Genomic DNA, 25,890 nt, shown 5'->3' on the forward strand with positions numbered 1-25,890 from the left:
TACTGCAAGATATTCTTATTCGTGAAGGATTGGCTCGAATAGCTTATATTGCACCACCGAGTACAAAATACCATCAGCAACTCCAAGAAAGCCAAAAACAGGCTAAAAAAGCGAATTTGGGCATCTGGAGTATTGAGGGATATGTGACAGAAAAAGGGTTTCAATAATCAGGAGGGAATTTTATGAAAACATTTGTGGTCTACGATATTCATGAAGACGGAAAGCACCGAGGAGGAAAGCGGATTAAGGGAACAGCTAAAAACTTAGCTTCCTACGTTGCGAGGATTGAGGATACTCATCGATGTATCGTGACGGATACAGGAGATAATCTACTGTTAAATACATTTGGCAATATGATTGCTACATGTACCGATCAAGAACTACTGAAGTCACTGTTGCCGATACTGATTCCTTATCAAACAGGCATGGTAAAAATAGAAGATATTCCAGCAGTTATTTACCAAGACTGAAGGCTGTGACCGCCGAATGAAATTTCGGCGGGTACACAAGAATCGTACACAAGAATCGTACACAAGAATCGTACACAAGAATCGTACACAAGAATCGTACACAAGAATCGTACACAAGAATCGTACACAAGAATCGTACACAAGAATCGTACACAAGAATCGTACACAAGAATCGTACACAAGAATCGTGTGTATAAATAATAAGAGTAAGGAGATATGAAACAATGAAATCAATTAAAATTTTATCAGTTAATAATAAAAAGGGTGGCGTTGGGAAAACGGCTACTGCAGTAAATGTTGGGGTTAAACTATCTTACTATGGACGTGTATTATTCATTGATGCTGATGAAAGCGGAAATGCTACTAAGCGTTTTACGTCTGCAGCTGATGAACAATCAAAACTTAGCAATCTTTTCCGGTCGAAAGAAGTTGTTCCGATGAATGTTCGTCACAATTTGGATCTTATTTCCGGTAGCGCTGAACTTGAAGCGGTTAACGTTGAACTAGTCAGTAGGATCAATAACACGACAATTTTTTTATCTTATTTAAACAAAAGTAAAATAACAGAAAAATATGATTATATAGTGATTGACACTAGAAATGATAGCAATATTATAACTAATAATATGCTGGTAGCTAGTGACATGATTTTAGGTGTAACCGATCCTTCAGCCGATGGGTTTGAGGCTTTGACAAATTTAGTCGGACATATTGAGTATTTAAAAAGTGAACTAACACACCCTGTCACTAATGAAAGCTATGTCAAAGCTCAGGTATTTTTTATAGGAAATTTGATCCGACACAATACTAGAATTAGTAGGCAATTTAAAGAAGCCATGAAAGGAAATTCGCGATATTTAGGCTATTTTCATGATAGAACAGCCTTTAATGAAGCAGCAATGCAAAGAATTTCTGTACTAGATTTGTTTGAACAAAAAGATTATCAAGATAAAAAATATGATGAATTTAAGAAAGATACTATTGATCTGATTGATAGGATCAAAGAAACATTAGATACATTGTACTAAAAGGAGAGTGGAAAATGACTAATCCATTTGAAAATATTCTACAAAATGCAGAAGAGCAAACTGAATTGAACAAACAAGCACACCATGTGCCCAATGTCCGAAAAGGAAACGCTAACCTTCAGAAAATAGAACAACAGCCAAAAAAAGAACGGTTTAACTTTTCCCTGTATAAGAAAGATAGAGAATCATTAGATCAGCTGGCTATAAACTATGGATTTATTAAGCCCAGCGGGGAAGCAAATGCTTCAGAGTTTCTAACGCACATTATATGGTGTTTAGAAAATGATCAGCCATTTGGGGGCTAAAAAAATTTTACACAACATTTATACACACGATTGTTGCGCAAGTATCTTACACAACAATCGTGTGTATAGAATCAAAATAGAAATGAGGGAAAAATATGGTTAGGAAAAGCTTTGATCGCTGGAAAATTCAAAATACAGCTTTTAATAAAAACCTTACATTTTATGTAGAGTGTGATTGTGGGGAATTAGCGGAGCGAGCTTATTTAAAGTATTACTTTCAATGTTTAGATTGTGGAAAGAAATACGTGCAGAAATACGGAGAGTACGTGGAAATGAAACAATCTGACGGATAATCGTACACAAGAATCTTGCGCAATGAGATTTTGAAATCAGACAATATGATCAAAAAAACAATAAAAAGTGTTATTTTATATTGTAAAGTTAAAATTTTTAGATTATTCTGTAAGTTTAAGCTAGGAGTTGGAAAAATGAAAAAAGTAGAATCCAAATCAAGTGTATTGATAGTGTTAATAGGCTACTTGATTATCAGCCAGGTTCCTATGGGAACCATTCAATTGTTTACAAAATTGCAAAAAAATATATCAAAAAGTGTTGAATTTTTTGTTATTTCACTTCTATGTTTTGTGATTTGCTTCGGTCTTATAACCTGGCAAAAACAAAGAAAGATAGCGCTATGGAACTTTAGAGGACTTTTTAAGACAATCCCCTGGATTATCCTAGCATGTGCTTTTTGCTTTTTAGGATCAGCAGCAGGTCAATTTCTTATTGAGCAGCAAGGATTAGAACAAACCATTAATCAGGTAGAGCTAAAAAAGTTATTGGATCAAACACCGAAAGGTCTGTTTTTATTAGTTACTGGAGTCACAGCGCCTATAACTGAAGAAGGAATTTATCGTGCAGGAATTCAGGCATTATTTCCAGAGAAATATAAATATAGAGTGATGATTGGAGCAGCTGTACTTTTTAGTTTTAGTCATACACCAACGAATATTGGAAGTTTTATTGTTTATTTTAGTTTCGGTCTAGCCTTTGGTGGTGTGTATCTGAAGACCGGAAGAATTGAAGCGGCTGTTTTAGCGCATGGATTATGGAATATGCTTGGCGTAATGGTTATGTAAATTTTTATAAATGATATTTTGGCGATGAGGAGAAATGTGTATGCAGCAATATGAAGTCCCGGTGAAAAAGGAGATATTAACAGATCAAATTGAACGAATCATGCTTTCAAGTGAATACGATGAATTTGAAAGAGAGCGTCAGCTGCTTTCACTCATGTATGATTCCTTCGCTGGGCACTTCTGTGAATGGCTCTCTAACTATGATCGGAAACAGTCCTCTCAAATGAGAGCACAAGGATATGTGGAAGAAAAAGAAGTGGCACGACAAGTAACTTTTCTATTTGGAACGATTCCATTTTCAAGGAAATGTTGGAAAAGGGACAAAGACATTGTTTATCCGGTTGATGAACTATTGAAAATTGATCGATATGCACGACATTCTAAAACAGTCTTTGTTACTTTAGCACGTATGGCAGAACATGCGTCTTATCGAGCAGCAGCGACGATTACTAGTTTAATTGCACCACTTCATATCAGTAAAGATACAGTTTTAACTGCTGTTCATACGGTTGGAGAGACAATCAAAAATTGTGAAGCATATGAATTAGAACATGCTTATGCAGAACCAGGAACAAAAGAAGTCGATGTTTTGGTTGAAGAAGCAGATGGGATTATCATTCCTTTTAACAAACGAAAAAAGGGGCGTGAGTTATTACATGTCCTGATTCATGAAAAAAAGCGTAAAGACCTAGCAAAAGAAGGGGAGAGTGTGCTGACTGCGGTAAAAGAGTTTGTAGGGTTTAACAAGAGGGAAGTGAAGAAATTAGTTCAGGCATATCTTTACAGTACGTACAACTTGAAAAATACAGTGGTTGTTTCAAATTCAGATAATGGGCCTGGTGTAAAGGAAGAGTTCTTTAAGGAGCTTTCTGTGGGTGCTAAAGCTCATTTTCATGTTTTAGATGAATACCACTGGCATTTAAAGTTAACACAGCGTATGTCTTTTTGTGAAGAACTGATTCCAATTATGAAAAGAGCGATTTACAACTATTCTATGGAGGACGTTGGGGTAGTCATAACAACAATGGAATCCTTAGCAGAAGATAGTAGTCAAAGAAAGCATACAAAGAAGTTAGAGAAGTATTTGGTTAGAAATTGGGCATATTTAGAACCCATAAACTGGAGACTGAAGAGCGCTGATTTAGCTATTAAAAAGAAGCATTTAGGATTAGGTGCGATTGAGAGTACACATAAGAAAATTACCTATCGTCAGAAACATCGAGGAATGCACTGGGGAATGGGAGCAGAATACCTGGCTAAAATCATTATTTGTGATCGTGAAGGTAGCTTAGAGGAGATTTGTGGAAAATTTTGGCGGTTCATTCGTGAGGAAAAAGAGCTATCCACAGATTATTTGGTTGTGACAGATGAAGACAATCAAGGAGCCATTAAAGAAAAATATGCAGGAAAAACGTACAAAGTGGCATTAGACAGGGAGTCAGAGCTAGAAAGACAGCAATTAGCAAGGCTATTTAGGAAAAGTTATCCACATTTATAGTAATTCTGATTGCAGGATAGCACTTTTTTTGTTAAACTTATCCACAATAAGACAGATTGAAAACCAAAAAGAAGCCTCAATCAAGTTCCTTAGGCTTGATTGAGGCGGGTATCACAAAGTCGACCCTTTGTGTTCCGTATTCTTTATTGATTTTATGGTAGCATAGAATTATGAGAGAATCAAGAGAAAAAATTTTCTTGAAAGGAACCAGGAGAGGCGAAAGGCTTTGACTGGTTCCTTTTTTTCTTTTGATTTTTATAGCAAAAAGCATGATAAGATAGGCGATTTTATGGTATACTAAAGGAGTACACCTCACTTATATTTTAATGAGGTTCCATAAAATAACATAAAGAATTGACTTTTATTTCATATGTATTTTAATCAAATTCTAATGAATGAGCGTTTACCTCCAACAACTCGACACATACGTTTATTGAGTATGCATTGACATTCGACCAAAAGAATGATAATGTTATTGAGTAAATTTGTGAATAGAGGAGGTTGAACAATGGCAACAAAAAAATCAGCACTTGCTTGTTCAGATTGTGGCTCCAGAAACTATTCTAAAGCCGTCAGTGAAGGAAAACGTGGAGAACGGTTAGAAATCAAAAAATTCTGTAAATACTGTCAAAAATACACGTTACATAAAGAGACGAAATAGAGCATGGAGGTATTCAAATGAAATTTTTACGTAGTGTTAAAGATGAAATGAAGCAAGTATCATGGCCATCAAAAAAACAATTACGCAAAGATACATTAGTTGTTATTGAAACATCAATTATTTTTGCAGCATTGTTCTTCGTGATGGATACGGCAATTCAATCTGTATTTGGCTGGATTCTTAAGTAATTAAAACTAGTATTTTAGTACAAACAGTGCTATAATAACAAAGGAGAAAAACTTCGGGGAACTGAGGTTTTTTTATTTTCACTTATAAAAGAAACTGAGTTTTAAGAATGTTCTTAAGACTTTTGCTGTATTTTTACTATAAAACTAAAGGAGCTAAATCAAATGGAATCATTTGAAAAGAATTGGTATGTACTTCATACATACTCAGGTTACGAGAACAAGGTCAAAGCAAACATCGAATCACGTGCACAAAGCATGGGAATGGGCGATTTCATTTTTCGTGTGGTTGTTCCAGAAGAAACTGAAACAGAAGTGAAAAATGGAAAATCAAAAGAAATCGTGCATAAAACATTCCCAGGATACGTTTTAGTTGAGATGACGATGACCGATGATTCATGGTATGTTGTTCGTAACACACCAGGCGTTACTGGATTTGTTGGCTCTCATGGAGCTGGAAGCAAGCCAGCACCATTATTACAAGAAGAGATCAACCACATTTTACGTTCGATCGGTATGAGTACACGTCAGTCTGATTTAGATGTTGCCTTAGGCGATACAGTTCGAATCATTGAAGGTGCATTTTCTGGTCTTGAAGGAGAAGTCACAGAAGTAGATGAAGAGCGCCAAAAATTAAAAGTAAATATCGATATGTTCGGTCGTGAAACTAGTACAGAGTTAGACTTTGAGCAAGTAGATTCAATTTAAAATGTCGAAAAAAAGAGGCTGGGACAGAAACGTTTAACCCCGAGAAATAAGCTGGAATTCACGAAAATTATTCTTCAAATTTTTGTGAATTTCAGCTTATTTCCGAAGGGGTTGTTTTTGCTTCCACCGTTTATTCGGATGTCAAGTGACTAGATTGTCACTCATAGAGTTATGTCCCAGACTCTTGCTTTTTTGATTCGCTGATACTGGAGGGTGATAATTTTGAAACGACATTGGCTTATTTATACGCTAGTCATCTGCCTATTATTTTTAGCAAGTTGTGCTGGTAAAAAAGACAATAACAAACAAACGATAACTCAAACAGCCAATTCCAGTAAGATGGAGCCGAAGTCTTCTATACCAACACTGTTCATTCATGGATATGGTGGCGGCAATAGTTCTTTTGGCGGTATGTTAAAACGCATGGAAGCAGCTGATTTCACAAAAAAGGAACTCGTTTTGACTGTCGATGTTGAAGGTCAAGTAACAGCAACTGGACAACTTACTGGAAGCGAGAACAACCCAAGTGTTCAAATCTTGTTTGAAGAGAATAAAAATAACGAATGGAATCAGGCTGAGTGGATCAAAAATTGTCTGATTTATCTTCGTGATACGTACAAGATTGATCAAGTCAATCTTGTCGGTCATTCGATGGGCGGTGTCAGTGCTTTACGTTATATGACTACATTTGGTGGGGATGCTAGTTTACCTAAAGTACAAAAATTTGTAGGGATCGCTGTTCCATTCAACAATTTTGTTGAACTATCCGAAGGAGAAACGATGGATGAGCTGATTAGTAATGGTCCGTCTGTCCAAAGCGAACGTTTTGCAGATTTTGTCAATGGAATCAACTTGGTTGCTCGTGATATGAAGGTTTTGATTCTTGCTGGCGATGTAGAAGACGGTAGTTTGAGTGACGAAGCTGTTCCTGTGGCTGATGCTTTGAGTGTGGTATCTTTGTTTAAGTCAAACGGAAATGACGTACAGTACAAGGTTTTTTACGGAAAAAACGCGCAGCATAGTCAGTTACATGAAAACACCGAAGTTGATCAGGCTGTTGCAGCTTTTTTGTGGCAGTAAATAAAGACGAACTAGAAAATGGTATATGAATAAAGGAGACTATCATGAAAATCAGAATGAAAGATATCGCTAAAATGGCGAATGTATCAGAAGCGGCAGTTTCTCTAGTTTTAAATGATAAACCCTCTCGAATCTCAGAAAAAAAGAAAAAGGAAATCAAAGCAATCGCTGAGGAATTAAACTATATTCCCAATATCGCGGCGCAAAGTCTTGCAAAAAACACATCTCAAACGATTGGTGTAGTGATTCCGGATATTGAAAATCCATTTTTTTCGAAGCTATGTAAACAATTGGAGGAGCAATTTAGAGCAATCGGTTATCTAACGATCATTGTCAATTCCAATGACAATTTTTCAATAGAAAAAAATTTGATCCAAATGTTATTAAACAGAGGTGTTGACGGTTTGATCATTGCTTTGTCCAATGAATCTTTTGCTTTTCAAGACGAGCAGGAACGCTTCTTGAAAACGATCGATGCGCCGTTTATCTTAATCGATAGACAAGTTGCATTTGATGGAGTAAACCAAGTTTACTTTGATAGTTTGGCAGGTGGCAAGCTTTCAACTGAATACTTGCTGAAAAATGGACATCGAGCCATTGCTTTTATGACTGGAGATTTAAAAGTACCCAGCACACTTGAGCGGATTACCGGCTATAAGCAAGCAATGAATGAGTATGGTGTTACAGTTAAAGAGGAACATCTTATTGAAACAGGTTACCGATTTAATGTGGGAATGGAAAAAACCAAAGAATTATTCGCGTTAAAAGAAGTCAGCGCCGTAATTACAGCTAATGATATGGTTGCTTTTGGCGTACTGAAACAAGCATTGAACAATGGAGTAAAAATTCCGGAAGATCTTTCTATCATCGGATACGACCGTTTGGAAATGGCAGATATTTTAGGGCTTTCGTTGACTACAATAGAGCAAAACAGCTGTTCGTTAACAGAAGAAGCTGTCAATCTATTAACGAAAATCCTAACAAACAAGCAGAAACAGACTGAAACGATTGTTTTGGAACCTAGCCTGTTTCTTGGAAGAAGTGTAAAAAAGTTAAAATAGTGATTGACTAATCTAAAATAAAACGCTATCATGTTAGACAGATAGGTAAAGCGATTAACCTAAAATACTTTTTTATTAAGAAAAGTATTTTTTTCTATCATTTTGGTAATGCGCTTAACCTAAGAGAGGAGATAGATTTATGATAAAAGAAGAAAGAGCAGTTATTATCGACACAGACCCAGGGATCGATGATGCGGTTGCTTTATCGATCGCACTGAATCACCCCAAGTTGAATGTGAAGTTACTGACCACTGTTGCAGGAAATGTAAACGTACACAAAACAACGGAGAATACCTTAAAATTAGTCTCTTTTTTTGGTAAAGATGTTCCTGTGGCTAAGGGCTGTGATAAGCCTCTATTGATTCAGTTGGAAGACTCAGCGGAAATACATGGGGAAAGTGGGATGGATGGTTATGATTTTCCAACTTCTGATCTGAAAGCGCTTGATATTCATGCTGTTGAGGCGATGAAAGAGTGTATTCTTAACAGCGAAGAGCCGATTACCTTAGTTCCGATTGCTGCTTTGACGAATATTGCCTTACTTTTGAGTCTCTATCCAGAAACAAAACAAAATATCAAAGAAATTGTGATGATGGGCGGATCTTTATCTAGAGGGAATACCAATACCAGTGCAGAATTCAACACATACGTAGATCCTCACGCGGCACAAATCGTCTTTCAATCAGGCATTCCAATTGTCATGGTTGGATTGGATGTAACCAGCACAGCGGTATTAACCAAGCGCGAAACAGAAAAAATCAAAGAATTCGGCAGAGTGGGGACAATGTTTTATTCATTGTTTCAACATTATCGCGGAGGCAGTTTGCAAACAGGTCTTAAAATGCATGATGTTTGTGCAATTGCATACCTGACTGATCCAGAGTTGTTTACAACACAGGAAACCTTTGTGGAAATTGCGTTAGATGGACCAGCAGCAGGAGCAACGGTTGCAGATTTAAAAATGAAATATCATGACACAACGAATGCGGTTGTTTGTTTGGATATTGATATTCCTGCATTTCAAAAGTGGGTTGTAACAAATTTAGAAAAAATTAATTAAAAAGGAGACATATTATGATTGAGTCTTTGTTAGTATTAGTGGTTTTAGCACTTGTTGCGTATTTGATTATTAAAAATTATCATCCTGCGTTGAGTTTGATTAGCGGGGCCCTGATTTTACTGATGTTTGCCGCTTTATTAGGTCATCCTCTTTATCCAGCAGGAGAAGGCACTGGTCTAGCATTTTTTGATGTTTTTTTGAAATTCAAAGATACGATTATTGCTCAAGTTAGCTCTGCTGGAATCGTGATCATGATTTTATTTGGTTATTCAGGATATATGAATGTTATTGGGGCGAATCAAGTAGCTGTAAATATTCTAGTAAAACCGTTGCAGAAAATTAAATCAAAAGCGTTGTTTGTTCCTTTAGTTTTCTTAGTTGGAAATTTAATGTCTCTTGTAGTACCAAGTGCTTCCAGCTTGGCAATCATTTTGATGGCAATCTTGTATCCTATGTTGTCTAGTATGGGAATTTCTTCACTAACAGCTGCTGGAGTAATTGCGATGACCGCAACGATCATGCCGACTCCACTTGGCGCAGACAATGTTATCGCAGCAGAAACGTTAGGCTATGATCTTTTGACCTATGTGGCTTGGAATGCAAAAATTTCAATCCCTGTATTGTTGATCATGGCAGTCACACACTATTTCTGGCAAAAATATTGTGATAAGAAAGAAGGAGCTTCTGCATTTGTTGCGATCGAAAATGACGAACTCACAACACAAGAAGAATCTAATGTACCAAAGCTTTACGCAATCTTGCCATTGTTGCCGTTGATTCTGATCTTAATCGTTGGGATCACAGGAATGTTTGTTGATGGCATTGAAATGGATATTTTTGTTTTAACATTTATCTCCTTTTTCGTTGCCGTTGTTTTCGAAACAATTAGACATCGTTCTTATAAAAAAATCCAAGATTCAGCAGCTGAAATGTTCAAAGGTATGGGTCAAGGCTTTAGCCAAGTAGTTATGTTGGTCGTTGGCGGATCTTTATTCACCACAGCGATTCAATCATTAGGAATCATTGACAGTATCATGTCATCGGTAGAATCTTCTGCTTCGGCAGGCTTAGTTACAACGTTGATTTTTAGTGGTGCTACCACCATTTTTGGTATGCTGAGCGGCGGCGGTTTAGCGATGTTTTATGCAGTGATCGAGCTGATTCCTGATATTGCCGCTAAAGCGGGGATCGATGGTATTTTAATCTCTTTACCAATGCAAATGATTGCTAACTTAGCTAGGACTATTTCACCAGTTGCAGCTGTTGTGATGATCGTAGCATCAACAGTTGGTGTTAGCCCAGTTCGAATTTTAAAACGGACAAGTGTACCGACGATCATAGGGATAATTTGTGTCGTTGTTTTATCGATTTTATTACTGCCTTATTGATCAAATAGTGAAAAACGGAGAGGCAAAATGAAGATAACACAAGCTGAACCAAAAGATAGTAAAGAAATCAATTATCTGTTTGAAGCAGCCAAAAGACAAATGCAACGGACTCATGTAGAACAATGGACAAAATCCTATCCAAATGAATCGATCATTCTATCAGATATAACGAGGCGGCAACTATATAAACTAAGTGAGGATCAAAAAATTGTTGCCGTCGCAACCTTGAACGAGCAAGGAAATGGCGATTTTGTACTGAGAAGAGTAGCGACAGATCCGAGTTATTTGTCAAATGGTTATGCATCTATTTTATTGAATGATATAATAAACAGAATAAAAGAAAGAAAAGGCAAATATATTTATTCAAGTACAAATCACTCAAATCTCAAAATGCAGCGTTTTTTTAAGAAACATGGTTTTGAAAAAATTTCAGAATACACTGAAACTGAAAGAGAACATCTGGGTTCTTTCTATAAGTATTTGAAGAAAATATAAATAAGGAGAGTCCGAGATGAAAAAAGTAGTAATCGTAGGTAGTATCAATATGGATATGGTCATGGAAACAGACCGTTTACCTAAAATAGGTGAAACACTTCTAGGAGAAACAATTGATTATTATGTAGGCGGCAAAGGAGCCAATCAAGCTGTTGCAGCATCACGAGTGGGTGCGGAGGTCTCTTTGATTGGTAAAATAGGCAACGATACGTTTGGTTCAAAGGTATATAAGCATTTAGAAAATGAGCAGGTCGATGTAAGTGCAGTGACTTACGAGGAAAACATTTTTACAGGCGTTGCGTCTATTTTTAAACTAAAAGAAGACAATGCTATTGTTGTTTTACCTGGCGCGAACATGTTATTGACTGATATCGATAGTGAATTAAACGAAAAAATAAATACTGGTGATGTTCTTTTGACACAGTTGGAGATACCAGTTGATACGGTGAAAAGAAGTCTACAGCTTGCCAAAAACAAAGGTGCGACAACTATTTTAAATCCTGCGCCATATACTGAAAAAGTGATTGAAATGTTGCCTTTCGTTGATATCATTACTCCAAATGAAACAGAATTTGAGGGATTGTTGGGGCATGACATTACGGAAGCGGGGCAATTTGAAAAAGACATGCTTGAATGGTCAAAGGCCAATGCGACACAGTTGATCGTAACACGTGGTGGAAGCGGGATCTCCTACACAACAGACAACGATGTCATTACGATTCCGGCAGAGCAGGTAAAAATTGTTGATACAACGGGCGCTGGAGATACGTTTAATGGAATTTTAGCTGCATGTTTGGCAGAAGGACTGACTATCTCAGAAGCGATAACACTTTCTGGAAAAGGCGCCACACTTTCCATTACGAAACTAGGCGCACAAACTGGAATGCCGACCATGTCCGAAATTGAACATTTTTAATTTTATAAAAGTGACTGAGAGATCACTCTATGAGTGACAACCCAGTCACCTAGAATCCGATATAAAACTGATTTTTGGTTTTGTATTGGGTTCTTTTATTGTCTGCTAGGAAAAATTGAAGAACAGCAAGTAGCTATTGTTTACAGACTCACTATGATGCTTGGCAGGTTTCTTGAACTTCAAGCATTTTTTTTACGAGAGAAAGATTTTTGTTTTGATCATTTTTATGTATAGAATAATGAAAAGGAAACACCTATAGAACTGTTTATATGATGTTTACAGGTTTGAGGCTGAATGATTTAAACAATCCAATTTTTTAGTATATAATATTGAATGAAATTATAAAGAAGCACGTATTTTTATAAGTCGTGTCAAGAAGAGCAGCTTAAGATTCTTTATTTGGATCAAGCGATAAAAATTGGGATAGGCTAGAGGTGTTGCGACATGCTGACATTATTGGACAGTAATGAAAAACGTATCATAAATGAATTATGGTTAATGGATTTAAATAATGGTTCTATGCCGCTAAATCTTTTAAAAGAACAAATTGGTTGTTCTTTGAATACACTAAAAAATGACCTGACCCAGTTAGATTCACAGTGGTATGATATCTTAGATGTGCGTATCGATGAAAATCAAATCGTTCATATCAACCATCTATCCAACGGAACCATTGATCAACTTTTAACAAGTTTGCTTTATAATAATGTCAATCTAAAGATATTATTACTATTATTTAAAGAAACAAAAAGAGATGCAACCTACTACGTAGAGCAAGTATACTGTAGTTTACCAACCTTTTATCGATCCATAAAAAAACTGGAAAAATTTTTTAAAGGTCTTCCAATAAAATTAGTAAAAAAGAATAATGTATTTTATATTGAAGCAGAAGCTGGCGAGCATGAATTGCGCCATTTTTTTACTTTTTTATTTATTGGATTTTATCGCAGACGCTTATTGGAATTCATCCCCAATTACTATCAATTACGGCAACAAATCCAAGAGGAACTTATTCCGAATGATCGAAAACCATCAGAGCAAATGGTCGTTTTTCTAACTGTATTGTATTTTGTTTCCATGTGGCGAGAAAATCAAGGATATCATTTAGATGAAACAACCACTACCGATAGTCATGAAAGATTGAAGCAAAAACTTTCTGCTTACTTTTATGGCTGGGATTCTGAAGCTGAATTGGAGCGTGTTCTGCATGTCGCGTCTGATTTTTCTAGAGAATTTGTTTCAAGATTTGATGCAACATGGGAGGAAGTGCATGAATATCTTCAAGAAATGTTGCTGGAATTTTATCTAAATCATAAACAGTTTCCGTATGCAACTGATTCGATAGTTGATCGCTTGAAAATGTTCAATAGGTTGTTTGCCTTTCGTAATCCAGTGATCCATTCAGCGCTTTTTCAGATGTGCTCAACCTATCTAAATCAACTAGAATTAAATGAACCCATTTTTTTAGACACATTAATTAGTGAAATATCTATGAAATTTCCTTTTTTGATTGATCGAAAAATCACATTAAGTATTGGTGTTCTTAGCGATTTTAGCAAAACACATGCTGATTTTATAGTAAACCGATTAAAAGATCGCAGCCAGCACCTAGGGATCATTGATTTTAAAGTGGAAGGTTTTTATCATAGGGAGGAAATTGAATTTAGCAACTATGATCTGATCGTTTCCACAGTACAACTTCAAGATATCCCATGTCCTTTATTTATAATTGAAGATTATCCTGGAGAATATCAATTTTATCAATTTAATGAATTTATAAAAAAAATAGCTCAAGATAAATTTGAGCATATGCAAGAAGATTAGAAAGCTGTGGTATAGGCTTTGGAACCCTTGTGTAAATAGTTTTTTGTGAGTAAGTCATGACTGTCGGTGTTGTGAACTACTCACATTTTTTTGTATTGATTTTATATAACTGTCAATAAAAACGTTTTATCAAAAAATGAAAAATAAAATAAAAATTTGAGAAAATTTTCAGAAAAAAATAGTGTATACTCTCGTTGCTAGATAGATGTTTCACAAATACAAGGGGGAAAAACAATGCACAAAAAACTAGGAAGTTTATTATTGATTGTCACATTAATTTTACCGCTTTTTTTAAATTTAGTTCCTATGAAAGCAGAGGCAGCAGGGAGAGATATTTCTCAAAGTCATATTACATCAATTACTACGAATTCATCAAATGTAAATAGCGGAGAACAAATAAGTATAGAAGTACTATTTGATAATTCTGCTGGTGAAATAGAAAATGGCGATTACCTTGCTCTATCTTGGCCTCAAATCGGGTTGACGATTCTTGAAGGGTATGAGAAAACATTTTACCTAACAATTGAGGGCGTAAATGTTGGAACAGTACATATAACAACAAGTGGAGCTGTAGCTACTTTTAATGAAAACATAGAAGATATTGAGAATATCAAAGGCGGCTTTAATTTTGAGGCGGTTGTACACAACGATAATTCACAAGAGTCTACTGAAACGATTTACATAAATGGCGGACAAATTCAGACTGGCGTAAATGTTCATACTGCAGGACATGGATCTTCAGGATCAGAATATCCGTTTTTGGTTAAATCCGGAGTGATTCATCCAGAAAATCCTGAACAAATTTCATGGGACGTTAGTGCAAACTTAGAAAGAGATGTATTAGATGGAAAAATTTCAATCATCGATCAGATCAGAAATGTTCCTACAGATCACCAATTGATTCCTGAAAGCTTCAGAATTATCTTAGCTGGTCGAGAAAATAAAGATTATATTGGACTTTCAGGAATCGCGCAATTTTTGAGTGAACATTCAGGCGCGATTTTCGATTATGATGTTAACACTGGTAAAATTGAAGTTGTTTTACCTTACCCAGATGGATCTGAGACCTCTATGCGTATTCTTTATAAAACTCAAATCATCAATAATGATGTAGAATTTTTTACAAATGATGCAACAGCTGAATATCGATTACGTGATAAAGATTATGAAACACAAACAGTGAATAAAGTAGTCGAAAATATCAATGTGGGTTCTTGGATCGAAGGATCTACGGTTGGTAAAATAGAATTGCAAAAGGTAAGCAGTGAAGACAGTACTCACCTATTGGAAGGTGCTGTATTTGACCTGATTGATCCTAAGGATAATAGTGTGATTGAACAATTAGTCACAGACGAATTAGGGAAAGCAACTTCTCAGAAAATTGAATTTGGTGAATATATCTTGCAAGAAACAAAAGCACCAGTTGGCTTTGAATTAGATCCTACACCGGTCAAAGTAACACTAGAAAAAAATAAAGAAACAAACAATACCGCGTTTATTACACTTGAAAATACACCGGAACAACCATTACGACCATTAGAACCAGCGAAACAATTTGGTGGAATCAAAATCATCAAAAAAGATTCTGAAAATAATCAGGTATTGAAAGATGCTGTTTTTGAGCTAAAGAATGCGGCTGGTGAAACAGTTGAAAGTGGTCTAACGACTAACGATCAAGGGATAATTGAAGTAGCACATCTACCTATTGGAACGTATCAATTAATAGAAACAAAAGCACCAAAGGGCTACCAATTAGACACGAAGTCTATCCAAGTGAATGTTCAGTTCAATGAAACGGTTGAAGTAACTGTTTTAAATAATAAAGAATTGTCAGAATCAGAATTACAGCCTAGTGAACATTTTGGTGCAATCAAAGTTATCAAGAAAGATCGAGAAGATTTGCGTGTGCTTAAGGGAGCAGTTTTTGAGTTAAAAAATGCATCTGGCGAAGTTGTAGAAGATGATTTAACAACAAATGAACAAGGAATAATCAGTGTTTCTCATTTGGCTATTGGTGAATATGAACTAATAGAAGTAAAAGCACCCAAAGCACATAGAATTGAGAAAACACCGATTCATGTGACAGTTAAGTTTAACGAAACAACTGAAATCACAGTCTTCAACAGTAAGGAAATTCCAGATACAGAACTGTTGCCAAGTGAGCAATTCGGCTCGCTTAAAGTTATCAAAAAAGGTCAAGAAAACCAACAAGTACTAGAAGGCGCAGTTTTCGACTTGAAAAATGAAGCCGGAGAAGTGGTAAAAAGTGATTTAACAACGAATGAAAAAGGAATCATCGAAGTCGCTCATTTACCAATCGGAAGCTATGAATTGATCGAAACCAAAGCACCAAAGGATTATCAAGTAGAAAAAGCTCCTATCCAAGTAAAGGTTAAATTTAACGAAACAACTGAACTCACAGTCTTCAACAGTAAGGAAATCTTAGAAACAGAGCTGTTGCCAAGTGAGCAATTCGGCTCGCTTAAAGTCATCAAAAAAGACCAAGAAAACCAACAAGTACTAGAAGGCGCAGTTTTCGACCTGAAAAATGAAGCTGGAGAGGTAGTAAAAAGTGATTTAACAACGAATGAAGAAGGAATCATCGAAGTTGCCCATTTACCGATCGGAAGCTATGAATTGATCGAAACCAAAGCACCAAAAAATTATCAAGTAGAAAAAGCTCCTGTTCAAGTAATGGTTAAATTTAACGAAACAACTGAAATCACAGTCTTCAACAGTAAGGAAATCTTAGCAACAGAACTATTGCCAAGCGAGCAATTTGGTACACTTAAAGTCATTAAAAAAGACCAAGAAAACCAACAAGTACTAGAAGGCGCAGTTTTTGACCTGAAAAATGAAACCGGAGAAGTGGTAAAAAGTGATTTAACAACGAATGAAGAGGGAATCATCGAAGTTGCCCATTTACCGATTGGAAGCTATGAATTGATCGAAACCAAAGCACCAAAAAATTATCAAATAGAAAAAGCCTCTATCCAAGTAAAGGTTAAATTTAACGAAACAACTGAAATCACAGTGTTCAACAGTAAAAAAGAATCTATGACAGTTATTCAACCAAATAAGGCTCTTAATCATACAAAAAATAGTACTGCTGTAAAAGATAAACAAGTGCTATCCAATAAAGAAAAATCCAGTGCCAAAAATGGCAGAAGTTTACCAAGTACAGGAGAAACAGGTAACACATTAGCCCTTCTATTTGGAATCATGATTTTAATGACAGGCTTTAGCTTGTTGATAGTCAAAAATGCATATAAACAATAAAAAAGCAGCTTTTTAGTAAAATTTTGATAAGGACACGGTTCCAAGTGAGATTATCAGAGATAACGGAAGAGTAGAAGAGGCTTAGCCTGGAAAAGTGAGTGTTGAAAGGCAGTTTATAGTTAAAAAAAGGCAGGATACACGAAAATTGGTAGACCAATCTTTGTGTATCCCGTCTTATTTTTGCCTTTTTATACATATACTCTTTTTAGTGATTAATTAGTGTGACTATCACTTTGTTTGTTCAAAATTTCCTCTGCCAGCCGTTGTGCAGTCGGTGTCACTGCTAAACCGCCTTCAGCAGTTTCTTTGAAAATCTGAGGCATTTGTCGACCCACTTGATACATTGCAGCAACAACCTCATCTGGAGGGATTACACTACGAATACCGGCTAATGCCATATCTGCTGAGATGAATGCCTGTGAAGAGCCTAAGGCATTTCTTTTTACGCAAGGAACTTCAACTAAGCCAGCGACTGGATCACAAATCAACCCCATCATGTTTTTTAAAGTAATTGCAATTGCTTGCGCTGCTTGGTCAGCAGTACCGCCAGCTGCACATACTAAGGCTGCACTGGCCATTGCACTAGCTGATCCAACTTCTGCCTGACAACCCCCTTCAGCACCGCTAATAGAGGAATTGTTCGCAATAACTAATCCAAAAGCGCCAGCAGTAAATAAGAAATCTACTTGTTGTTCATGTGTTAAGTCTAATCGCTCAATGGCCGCCATCAGGACACCAGGAACCACTCCGGCACTGCCTGCGGTAGGTGTTGCACAGATCAGCCCCATATTTGCATTGACCTCATTGACAGCTACAGCATTTCTTACAGCAGTCAAAATTGTTTCACCGCTAAGAAAATTGCCAGCTTCAATGTATTTGTTTAAACGAGTTGCATCTCCGCCAGTAATGCCTGTAACAGAAGTTACACCATCTACACCTTCTTCGATGGATTGTTTCATTACGGCAAGATTGCGTTCCATCGTTTCAATAATTTTTTCACGACTGTGACCATGATTTTCTATTTCTGTTGCGATCATCAGTTCCGCAACACTTGGAAAGTTGGCTGCTTGTTTTACTAATTCTTCTATTGATAGAAACATTTTTTCTGCTCCTTTATCTAATCAAAATAATTTACACTGAAAATATGTGGTATCTGAACTAATTTCATTGTGATATCACCGATATCAGCATGATCAATCTCAATGATCATGATTGCTTTTTCACCTTTTGATTCACGTGTTACGGTCATCGTTCCAATATTGATATTTGTTTCAGAGAGTAGGTTGGTCACTTTAGCAATCATTCCAGGTACATCTTGATGAACAATGATGAACGTTGGCGTACCCATGGTTAAAGAAATCTTGAATCCGTTCAGCTCTGAAATCTGAATATTACCGCCGCCGATCGAAATTCCAGTAACAGACAATGTACGATCGCCTTTAGAAACCAATAATTTTACTGAGTTTGGATGCTCAGCTTTTTCTTTAAGAGGAACAAATAAAACTTCCATATTTTGCTCATGAGCAATTTTTAAAGAATCCGCTAAACGCTCATCATCTGGTTCCATATCCAGCAAACCGCCAACTAAAGCAATATCGGTCCCGTGACCACGATAGGTTTTGGCAAAAGACTCATATAAATAAATATCCACGGTATCCGGCTGCTCCCCAAAAATGCTACGAACGATTTTACCGATACGAGCAGCTCCAGCAGTGTGAGAGCTGCTTGGTCCAATCATGACTGGACCAATGATATCAAAAACACTTTTGTAGCGTAAATTTTCCATTTCAATTCACCTGTTTTCTTATTTTAATATCAGAATTTTTCTAACGAAAGTCTATCATAATTGTTTAGAAGAAACTAGAAAAGGAATAGAAATGCTAGAAAAAATTAGCTTTTTCTCATTTTGATCATCAAAATTACAGTAAGAAAACAACAGAAAAGTGTTGAAAATTTATCAGAAGCAGAGTATACTATTTTAGTGTGCAATTTTGCGCATAAGAATTCTTTGATTGATCAAAGAAGGATTGACGTGGGAGGAGAAATCTTCATCTCCAATTAACCACATCACGGACTCAAGGAGGTATGTCTCGTGGCAAAAAAAGTAGAAAAATTAGTTAAATTGCAAATTCCTGCAGGTAAAGCAACACCAGCTCCGCCAGTAGGTCCTGCATTAGGTCAAGCGGGTATCAACATCATGGGATTCACAAAAGAATTCAACGCTCGTACAGCTGATCAAGCTGGTTTGATCATTCCAGTAGTAATTTCTGTATATGAAGATCGTTCATTTACATTCATTACTAAAACACCACCAGCTGCAGTATTATTGAAAAAAGCTGCAAAAATCGACAAAGGTTCTGGTGAGCCAAACAAAACTAAAGTAGCTAAAGTAACTAGCGATCAAGTAAAAGAAATCGCTGAACTTAAAATGGCAGACCTAAACGCCGCTGATGTTGAAGCAGCAATGCGCATGGTCGAAGGAACTGCACGAAGCATGGGAATCACTGTAGAATAATTTTATTCTAACGTCCCAAAGAAGTAGCTTCTCAGTTTATTTCATATTTAAAGATATGAATTACGTGGGAGGTTCTACCGTTATAACCACAATCAAGGAGGAAACAAAATGGCTAAAAAGAGCAAAAAAATGCAAGATGCATTAAAAAAAGTTGAATCATCAAAAGTTTACCCAGTAGCAGAAGCGATCGCTTTGGCTAAAGAAACAAATATTGCAAAATTCGACGCAACTGTTGAAGTTGCTTACCGTTTAAATGTAGACCCTAAAAAAGCAGACCAACAAATCCGTGGCGCAGTAGTATTACCTAACGGAACTGGTAAAACTCAATCTGTTTTAGTATTCGCTAAAGGTGAAAAAGCAAAAGAAGCTGAAGCAGCTGGTGCTGATTACGTAGGCGATGCTGACATGGTTCAAAAAATCCAAGGTGGATGGTTTGACTTTGACGTAGTAGTAGCAACTCCAGACATGATGGCTGAAGTTGGTAAATTAGGTCGTGTCTTAGGTCCTAAAGGTCTTATGCCTAACCCTAAAACTGGTACTGTAACTATGGACGTAACAAAAGCTGTTAACGAAGTAAAAGCTGGTAAAGTAACTTACCGTGTTGACAAAGCTGGAAACATCCACGTACCAATTGGTAAAGTTTCATTCGATAACGAAAAATTAATCGAAAACTTCAATACAATCAACGACGTATTGTTAAAAGCTAAACCATCAGCAGCAAAAGGTCAATACATCAAAAATATTTCAGTAACAACTACATTTGGACCTGGAATCCACGTTGACCAAGCTTCATTTTAATTAGAAGTTTTACAAAAAAATATTGACTTGATTACCTTATCTATGGTAAGGTAATCAAGGTTAAATAATTAACTGTACCGAAGACAGTAGGTGACGTATGTCTTAATTTCCTACCGAGGACAATTGTTGAGTTATATACAATTCAGTCCCTCTATGTCTACGGTGGCATGGAGTTTTATTTATTTACACAGTTTTTTCAAAATTGATGTAAATAAATACTTGGTGAACGTAGTGAGCAAAGTTTCATCTGATTCTTCTAAACCACATAGTGTAACCCAGTGAAACTCCACCATCAAAATCAGGAGGTGAAATAAATGAGTGAAGCAGCAATCGCTAAAAAAGAAACCCTAGTTCAAAATGCAGCTGAAAAATTTGAAGCAGCATCTTCTGTAGTAATCGTGGACTACCGTGGTTTGACAGTTGAAGAAGTCACTAACTTACGTAAACAATTACGTGATGCAGGCGTAGAAATGAAAGTTATCAAAAACTCTATCCTTTCTCGCGCAGCTAAAAAAGTTGGTTTAGACGGCTTGGACGAAGTATTTACAGGCCCAACTGCTGTAGCATTCAGCAATGACGATGTAGTAGCACCTGCTAAAATCATCGACGAATTTGCTAAAGATGCAAAAGCATTAGAAATCAAAGGTGGCGTCATCGAAGGAAAAGTTTCTTCAGTAGAAGAAATCACTGCTTTGGCGAAACTACCAAGCCGCGACGGTTTACTTTCTATGCTATTATCTGTATTGCAAGCGCCAGTCCGCAACGTGGCTTACGCTGTCAAAGCAGTCGCAGAGAAAAACGAAGAAGTTGCTTAATAGCAGCTTGATTCATAATTATCAACAAAAAAATAAAACAATTTTAATTTAAATGGAGGAAATTCAAATGGCATTGAACATTGAAAACATCGTTGCTGAATTAGAAACAGCAACTATCTTAGAATTAAGCGAATTAGTTAAAGCTATCGAAGAAAAATTTGACGTATCAGCAGCAGCTCCTGTAGCAGCAGCAGCAGGTCCAGCAACTGGTGGCGGCGAAGAACAAACTGAATTCACTGTAGAATTAACTGCAGCTGGAGACCAAAAAGTTAAAGTTATCAAAGCAGTTCGTGAAGCAACTGGCTTAGGCTTGAAAGAAGCTAAAGCAGTAGTTGATGGCGCTCCTGCACCAGTTAAAGAAGGCGTTTCTAAAGATGAAGCTGAAGCATTAAAAGCTGCTTTAGAAGAAGTTGGCGCTTCTGTAACAGTAAAATAATCGACTTAATTGTCTTAAAACGTCTAATCCTTTGTATATCGAAGGGTTGGACGTTTTTTTTTCTGTAATTTTGGTTTGACTATACTTTTTTATTTGGCTCTTTGTCAAAGAATGTTGGTGAAGAAAAACTAAACAAATAAATCGTTTATCATAAAACCTAGAGGAAACCTCCTCTAGGTTTTTCTGTTTCTTGAAAAAGAATCGTGCCAAAACATAAAGAAATTTTCAACTTGAAATTGTAAAAATTACGAAATCCGTTAATAAGGTTATTTAAAGATTCCAATGATTCATTAGAATAAGAAATTTCTAGTCTATTTTTAAATTCATTTTGACTTTTTCCAAGTAGAAATGTTGTTTGGTAATAAGCTGGGAGCGTTGAATATTCTTCATTTAATAATGCACTAAATCTCGCCTAAACGCTTGTTTTTACAGCATAAAGAAAGTTCTAATAAAAAGTATAACCTATTTTCGATTCATCATTAGACACAGGTATACAAGCAACGACTTCTGTTTCAGTTAAATATGTTGAAAATGAAGAACAGCGAAAGTGTTTTTGAAGAAGTTTCCAATTAAAATAAACCTTGAAATCGATTTTTAATGGATTTATGCTTATAGATGAAAGGAAGGTGCATTCTATGACCAAAGAAGAATTGCATGATTTTATAAGCAAAAAGCAACCTAATATCTGTCAAATTACAGCTCGTAAGGCTGGTGAAGAAGTTTATTCAGATGAATGGAATAATTATAACAAAGAGGACACTTGCCATGTTATGTCAGCAACAAAAAGCATCGTATCTTTACTGATTGGAATTGCATTGAAACAAGGAATAATTAAAAGCATCGATGATAAAATATTAGATTATTTTCCAGCCTATAAGGTTAAACGTGGAGAAAAAACAATATATGAAATAACAATCAAGCATTTACTGACAATGAAAGCCCCCTATAAAGGAAAAGGTGATCCTTGGTCGAAAGTTTGTTCAAGTGAAGATTGGACTAAAACATCATTAGATTTTTTAGGAGGTAGAAAAGGTCTGACAGATGAATTTAATTACCAAACTGTATGCTTGCATATATTAACAGGTTTATTATATGAAGTAAGTAAGATGACAACCGTGGATTTTGCCAATGAATATTTGTTTGCTCCTATTGGGGTAAAAGAGCACGTAAATTATTATGCTGAAACAGCAGAAGAACATAAGCAGTTTACCATGAGCAAAAGCCCCAAAGAACATATTTGGTTTTGTGACCCTCTGAAAATCGGCACTGCAGGATATGGACTATGTCTTTCGGCAACAGATATGGCTAAAATTGGTGAGCTATGCCTAAATAAAGGTAGATACAATAATAAGCAAATTGTACCATCTGAATGGATAGAAGAAATGATTACACCAACAAGTGATCCATTAGAAAAATTTCAAAATATGAAATATGGATATTTATGGTGGATATTAGATTCTGAGAAAAATATATATTCAGCAATTGGGAATAGTGGCAATGTTATCTACATTGATTCTGGAAATGATGTTGTTATTGCTGTAACCTCATATTTTAAACCAACAGTATTTGACAGAATAGAATTTATAGAAGAGTATATCAAGCTGTTTATTCTAAAATGATCCAAATCAACAAGGAATAAAGATAGGACAAACACCACAAGCTCTTTTACTTCACTAATTTTAGTTATGAATCTGTAAAAAGAAACTGCCTAGTGAGCCTATTTTAGATGATATTAGCATGGTGGATGGTAATTTTTATAGAATTATTTGGATGGATTAAATCAATACACCAAAAGAACTTTTAGGATTTTTAGTGCATATCTTTCGTAACTTCTCCGCAAATCTGTTAGCATAATTATGTAATCATATTTTATTCTAAATTTTATTTGTAAGGAGGTCATAGTATGTTACATTGGTTATGGGTTTTAATCGTAGGTGGCGTTATCGGTGCAATTGCCGGTGCAATCACTAGCAAAGGAAAATCAATGGGATGGATCTTCAATATTATTGCAGGTTTAGTAGGATCATCAATTGGTCAAGCGCTTCTTGGAAGTTGGGGACCTCAAGTTGCTGGAATGGCATTAGTTCCATCAATTATTGGTGCAGTCATCTTAGTTGCAGTAGTATCATTTTTCCTTGGTAGAAATTAGATAGATAAAAAAGTAGCCTGTCTCATAATTATGAGACAGGCTACTTTTTTATCTAGTTGACACGGCAACTTTTCTGAATGGTTCAATGTTAACTGATAAAGATTACTCTATCACTTGAAGGACTTAAGCACAGTAACATGTGTTTTTCATTCGAAAAACAGTTCTTCAATAAATTCTTCATAACTTCCCACTTTCAAAAGTCTTCTAAGCTTTTCTTGATTAGAAAAGGTATCGATCATAAAATCAAATAATTGCCTAAATTTTTTCATATCCCCCTGATTCATAACAATCATGATGATGACTTGAACATAATGACTTCCCCATTGAATTGGACGGTCGTTTAAAATAATCGAAATACCCGTTTTATTTGCACTCATTTCAATTGCATGAGGTAGTGCAACTGAATTATTAAAAGAAGTGGCCGACATTTTTTCTCGTTCTTTGATTAGCTCAATAAAAGCTGGCTCAATATGTTTGCTTGCAACTAATTTTGCAGCTAGATAATCAATGTAGGAAGACTCTGAATTCAAGTAAATATTTCGTTCAAAACGTTCAGGAGTGAGATACGTTTGAATACTTTCTCTTAAATTATTGATCAATTTCTGCTGCTTGGCCCGATTTAGAGCCTGTTGCACGATCTCACTATCTTTTCTCGATAAAAAAGGGGATATCTGAATTGCATGAGGAATTTCTTTTAGTTCGATAGTCGTTAAAACTAAATCTACTTTTTTCATTTCGTCTATACTGTGTCCGTCTAATCGATAAAATGCAGCGAGAATGTTCATACTTGGCTTAAACGTATCACTGATTTTATAAACTAAACGCTTATGCATATCATAGTATTCTGGTGTGTAAATAATGCAGCTTAGTTTATTTTCAGTTTCAAATTTTTCTTCAAAATAGGAACCGATATGCAGAGCAATAAAAGTAATTTCATCATCTGAAATAGAAATACTCATCTGCTTTTGAATTTGTTTGGCAATAAAGACAGCAACTTCATAAATGAAGGCATAGGATTGCTTTATTTCTTCAGATAAAGGGTTTCGAACTTGTTTGCCTCTTTTTGCTCGAGAAATCAAATTAGATACGTGCAAGGTCAAATTTAAAACGAGATCATCAGAGGTATGGGGGATAAAATATTTTTCTGCAACAGTGTTCATCGTTGTCGCAATAAAAGAATAAATACCTGTATCCATATAGCTTTTTAAAAAATCCTCATTTGCTGAAGAAATTTTAGTCATTAATAGAAGTGTTAAATTATTTATCTCGTAAAGATCCATTTCTATAGAGAAAGCTTGATGGATATCTTTGCCGATTTCTAATGCAATTTGGTGCTCGAGTTGTTCTTCTGAAAATATTTCTGAGATGTTTTCGATGTCTGAACGTTGATGATGAACCAAACGATCAATCGCAATTGCGATATGAAGTAATAAACTATTGATCGCATAGCCGTTCACATATAGATTTCGACTACTTAAGCGATCAACAACAATCGTTTGGAGTACGTCAATGTCGATCGTTGGGAAAATCGTTTGAATATGATCAAGAGACTGAAAATTGTGCATAGCCTCATCTTGCAGCATATCACTTGTGAGTTTTCTGAAATTTTCTTCTGCACCTTTCATACTGAGGAAATGGCCGTTTTTTATCACTTTTAGCTGGTACTTGCTTATCTTTTTCCTTAAGCGAAGTGTATCTTTTTCAATGGTCGGGATACTGACAAATAATGTTTCGGCTACTTCAAAATAGTCAACTTCTCGATATTGGATCAACAAGTTCATTAGATAATTCATACGCTCTTTCGGGGTGTTCAATTCTGTATTATTTTGAGAAAGGATGTCTTCAATACGTACATCCTTTTTTAATTTATATCCTTGTCTAGAAGAGTTGATCAGCTCAGTTTTAGTATGTTGATTGATTCGAGTAACGTAATTACGGATCGTTCGAGTTGAAGTAGATAACGCTTCAGCTAAAAAAATAGCTGACAGCCAATCTTGATGCTGCACTAATAGCCTAATGAGTTCTGCTTCTTTTTTGTTTAACGGCACATCATTTTCCTCCTTCATTTTTCCTTCCTATTTCTTATGCTTCTTATTATTCTGACTTTTATAAGTCAAAGCAAGTACAGTTTTTTCCGCTA

General features: G+C 35.9%; 26 protein-coding genes and 1 other annotated feature. Of the genes, 23 read left to right on the plus strand and 3 right to left on the minus strand.

All coding sequences use genetic code 11. The annotated features are described in order from the left end of the window. Positions 1-2: 2 nt before the first annotated feature. The 17 genes from BCR25_RS20980 (at position 3) to BCR25_RS10555 (ending at position 17,037) form a co-directional block, all read left to right on the plus strand. Positions 3-167 carry a thermonuclease family protein gene (locus BCR25_RS20980; RefSeq protein ID WP_379975175.1) on the plus strand — a complete coding sequence of 55 codons (165 nt, stop codon included), beginning with the start codon at positions 3-5 and terminating at the stop codon, positions 165-167. Positions 168-182: 15 nt separating this feature from the next. Further along, positions 183-470, plus strand: a complete 288-nt coding sequence (locus tag BCR25_RS10475) for a hypothetical protein (protein WP_069663558.1) — start codon at positions 183-185, stop codon at positions 468-470. A 224-nt stretch (positions 471-694) separates the two neighbouring features. Continuing rightward, the gene (locus BCR25_RS10480) at positions 695-1,498 is read left to right on the plus strand and encodes a ParA family protein (protein WP_071879579.1); all 804 of its coding nucleotides are present in this window, start codon (positions 695-697) and stop codon (positions 1,496-1,498) included. Positions 1,499-1,512: 14 nt separating this feature from the next. Further along, positions 1,513-1,803, plus strand: coding sequence for a hypothetical protein (locus BCR25_RS10485; protein WP_069663559.1), 291 nt, complete (start codon positions 1,513-1,515; stop codon positions 1,801-1,803). A gap of 428 nt (positions 1,804-2,231) precedes the next feature. Further along, positions 2,232-2,882 (plus strand): CPBP family intramembrane glutamic endopeptidase, encoded by a 651-nt coding sequence (locus BCR25_RS10495; protein WP_069663561.1) that lies wholly within the window; start codon positions 2,232-2,234, stop codon positions 2,880-2,882. Positions 2,883-2,922: 40 nt separating this feature from the next. Further along, a complete protein-coding gene (locus tag BCR25_RS10500) occupies positions 2,923-4,380 on the plus strand; it encodes an ISLre2 family transposase (RefSeq protein ID WP_069663562.1) in 1,458 nt (485 codons plus the stop codon). A 508-nt stretch (positions 4,381-4,888) separates the two neighbouring features. Further along, the gene (gene rpmG / locus BCR25_RS10505; RefSeq protein WP_010760564.1) at positions 4,889-5,041 is read left to right on the plus strand and encodes a 50S ribosomal protein L33; all 153 of its coding nucleotides are present in this window, start codon (positions 4,889-4,891) and stop codon (positions 5,039-5,041) included. Positions 5,042-5,058: 17 nt separating this feature from the next. Continuing rightward, entirely contained in the window at positions 5,059-5,229 is a 171-nt protein-coding gene (secE, locus tag BCR25_RS10510; RefSeq protein WP_069663563.1) for a preprotein translocase subunit SecE, read from the plus strand. Between the two features lie 162 nt (positions 5,230-5,391). Then, positions 5,392-5,934: a transcription termination/antitermination protein NusG gene (gene nusG / locus BCR25_RS10515; protein ID WP_010773265.1), complete on the plus strand. Its 543-nt coding sequence runs from the start codon at positions 5,392-5,394 to the stop codon at positions 5,932-5,934. A 219-nt stretch (positions 5,935-6,153) separates the two neighbouring features. Next, positions 6,154-7,014 carry an alpha/beta fold hydrolase gene (locus tag BCR25_RS10520; RefSeq protein WP_379975177.1) on the plus strand — a complete coding sequence of 287 codons (861 nt, stop codon included), beginning with the start codon at positions 6,154-6,156 and terminating at the stop codon, positions 7,012-7,014. Between the two features lie 44 nt (positions 7,015-7,058). Beyond that, a complete protein-coding gene (locus tag BCR25_RS10525) occupies positions 7,059-8,075 on the plus strand; it encodes a LacI family DNA-binding transcriptional regulator (RefSeq protein WP_069663565.1) in 1,017 nt (338 codons plus the stop codon). Positions 8,076-8,214: 139 nt separating this feature from the next. Further along, positions 8,215-9,135 (plus strand): ribonucleoside hydrolase RihC, encoded by a 921-nt coding sequence (gene rihC / locus BCR25_RS10530; RefSeq protein ID WP_069663566.1) that lies wholly within the window; start codon positions 8,215-8,217, stop codon positions 9,133-9,135. A 14-nt stretch (positions 9,136-9,149) separates the two neighbouring features. Continuing rightward, positions 9,150-10,523, plus strand: coding sequence for a C4-dicarboxylate transporter DcuC (gene dcuC / locus BCR25_RS10535; RefSeq protein ID WP_069663567.1), 1,374 nt, complete (start codon positions 9,150-9,152; stop codon positions 10,521-10,523). 27 nt (positions 10,524-10,550) lie between these two features. Continuing rightward, the gene (locus tag BCR25_RS10540; RefSeq protein ID WP_069663568.1) at positions 10,551-11,018 is read left to right on the plus strand and encodes a GNAT family N-acetyltransferase; all 468 of its coding nucleotides are present in this window, start codon (positions 10,551-10,553) and stop codon (positions 11,016-11,018) included. A 16-nt stretch (positions 11,019-11,034) separates the two neighbouring features. Then, on the plus strand, positions 11,035-11,934 hold the full coding sequence (rbsK, locus tag BCR25_RS10545; RefSeq protein ID WP_071879578.1) for a ribokinase: 900 nt from the start codon (positions 11,035-11,037) through the stop codon (positions 11,932-11,934). Between the two features lie 444 nt (positions 11,935-12,378). After that, positions 12,379-13,758, plus strand: a complete 1,380-nt coding sequence (locus BCR25_RS10550; protein ID WP_069663569.1) for a helix-turn-helix domain-containing protein — start codon at positions 12,379-12,381, stop codon at positions 13,756-13,758. A gap of 234 nt (positions 13,759-13,992) precedes the next feature. Beyond that, positions 13,993-17,037, plus strand: coding sequence for a SpaA isopeptide-forming pilin-related protein (locus BCR25_RS10555; RefSeq protein ID WP_069663570.1), 3,045 nt, complete (start codon positions 13,993-13,995; stop codon positions 17,035-17,037). Positions 17,038-17,249: 212 nt separating this feature from the next. Here BCR25_RS10555 and sdaAA read toward each other — a convergent pair whose 3' ends face one another. After that, entirely contained in the window at positions 17,250-18,137 is an 888-nt protein-coding gene (gene sdaAA / locus BCR25_RS10560) for an L-serine ammonia-lyase, iron-sulfur-dependent, subunit alpha (protein ID WP_069663571.1), read from the minus strand. 17 nt (positions 18,138-18,154) lie between these two features. Beyond that, the gene (gene sdaAB / locus BCR25_RS10565) at positions 18,155-18,823 is read right to left on the minus strand and encodes an L-serine ammonia-lyase, iron-sulfur-dependent subunit beta (protein ID WP_069663572.1); all 669 of its coding nucleotides are present in this window, start codon (positions 18,821-18,823) and stop codon (positions 18,155-18,157) included. A 306-nt stretch (positions 18,824-19,129) separates the two neighbouring features. Here sdaAB and rplK point away from each other — a divergent pair, with 306 nt between their 5' ends. The 6 genes from rplK (at position 19,130) to BCR25_RS10595 (ending at position 23,750) form a co-directional block, all read left to right on the plus strand. After that, a complete protein-coding gene (gene rplK, locus BCR25_RS10570; protein WP_069663573.1) occupies positions 19,130-19,552 on the plus strand; it encodes a 50S ribosomal protein L11 in 423 nt (140 codons plus the stop codon). Between the two features lie 108 nt (positions 19,553-19,660). Beyond that, on the plus strand, positions 19,661-20,350 hold the full coding sequence (rplA, locus tag BCR25_RS10575) for a 50S ribosomal protein L1 (protein ID WP_069663574.1): 690 nt from the start codon (positions 19,661-19,663) through the stop codon (positions 20,348-20,350). Positions 20,351-20,409: 59 nt separating this feature from the next. Then, positions 20,410-20,539, plus strand: a sequence feature (ribosomal protein L10 leader region). A gap of 125 nt (positions 20,540-20,664) precedes the next feature. After that, a complete protein-coding gene (gene rplJ / locus BCR25_RS10580) occupies positions 20,665-21,165 on the plus strand; it encodes a 50S ribosomal protein L10 (RefSeq protein WP_069663575.1) in 501 nt (166 codons plus the stop codon). 67 nt (positions 21,166-21,232) lie between these two features. Next, the gene (rplL, locus tag BCR25_RS10585; RefSeq protein WP_069663576.1) at positions 21,233-21,601 is read left to right on the plus strand and encodes a 50S ribosomal protein L7/L12; all 369 of its coding nucleotides are present in this window, start codon (positions 21,233-21,235) and stop codon (positions 21,599-21,601) included. A 635-nt stretch (positions 21,602-22,236) separates the two neighbouring features. Then, on the plus strand, positions 22,237-23,220 hold the full coding sequence (locus tag BCR25_RS10590; RefSeq protein WP_069663577.1) for a serine hydrolase domain-containing protein: 984 nt from the start codon (positions 22,237-22,239) through the stop codon (positions 23,218-23,220). Between the two features lie 284 nt (positions 23,221-23,504). Further along, positions 23,505-23,750 (plus strand): GlsB/YeaQ/YmgE family stress response membrane protein, encoded by a 246-nt coding sequence (locus tag BCR25_RS10595; protein ID WP_069663578.1) that lies wholly within the window; start codon positions 23,505-23,507, stop codon positions 23,748-23,750. Between the two features lie 146 nt (positions 23,751-23,896). Here BCR25_RS10595 and BCR25_RS10600 read toward each other — a convergent pair whose 3' ends face one another. Next, entirely contained in the window at positions 23,897-25,816 is a 1,920-nt protein-coding gene (locus tag BCR25_RS10600) for a BglG family transcription antiterminator (protein WP_245792279.1), read from the minus strand. Between the last annotated feature and the right edge of the window lie 74 nt (positions 25,817-25,890).

This window comes from Enterococcus termitis (assembly GCF_001730305.1).
GTDB classification, from domain to species: Bacteria; Bacillota; Bacilli; order Lactobacillales; family Enterococcaceae; genus Enterococcus_L; species Enterococcus_L termitis.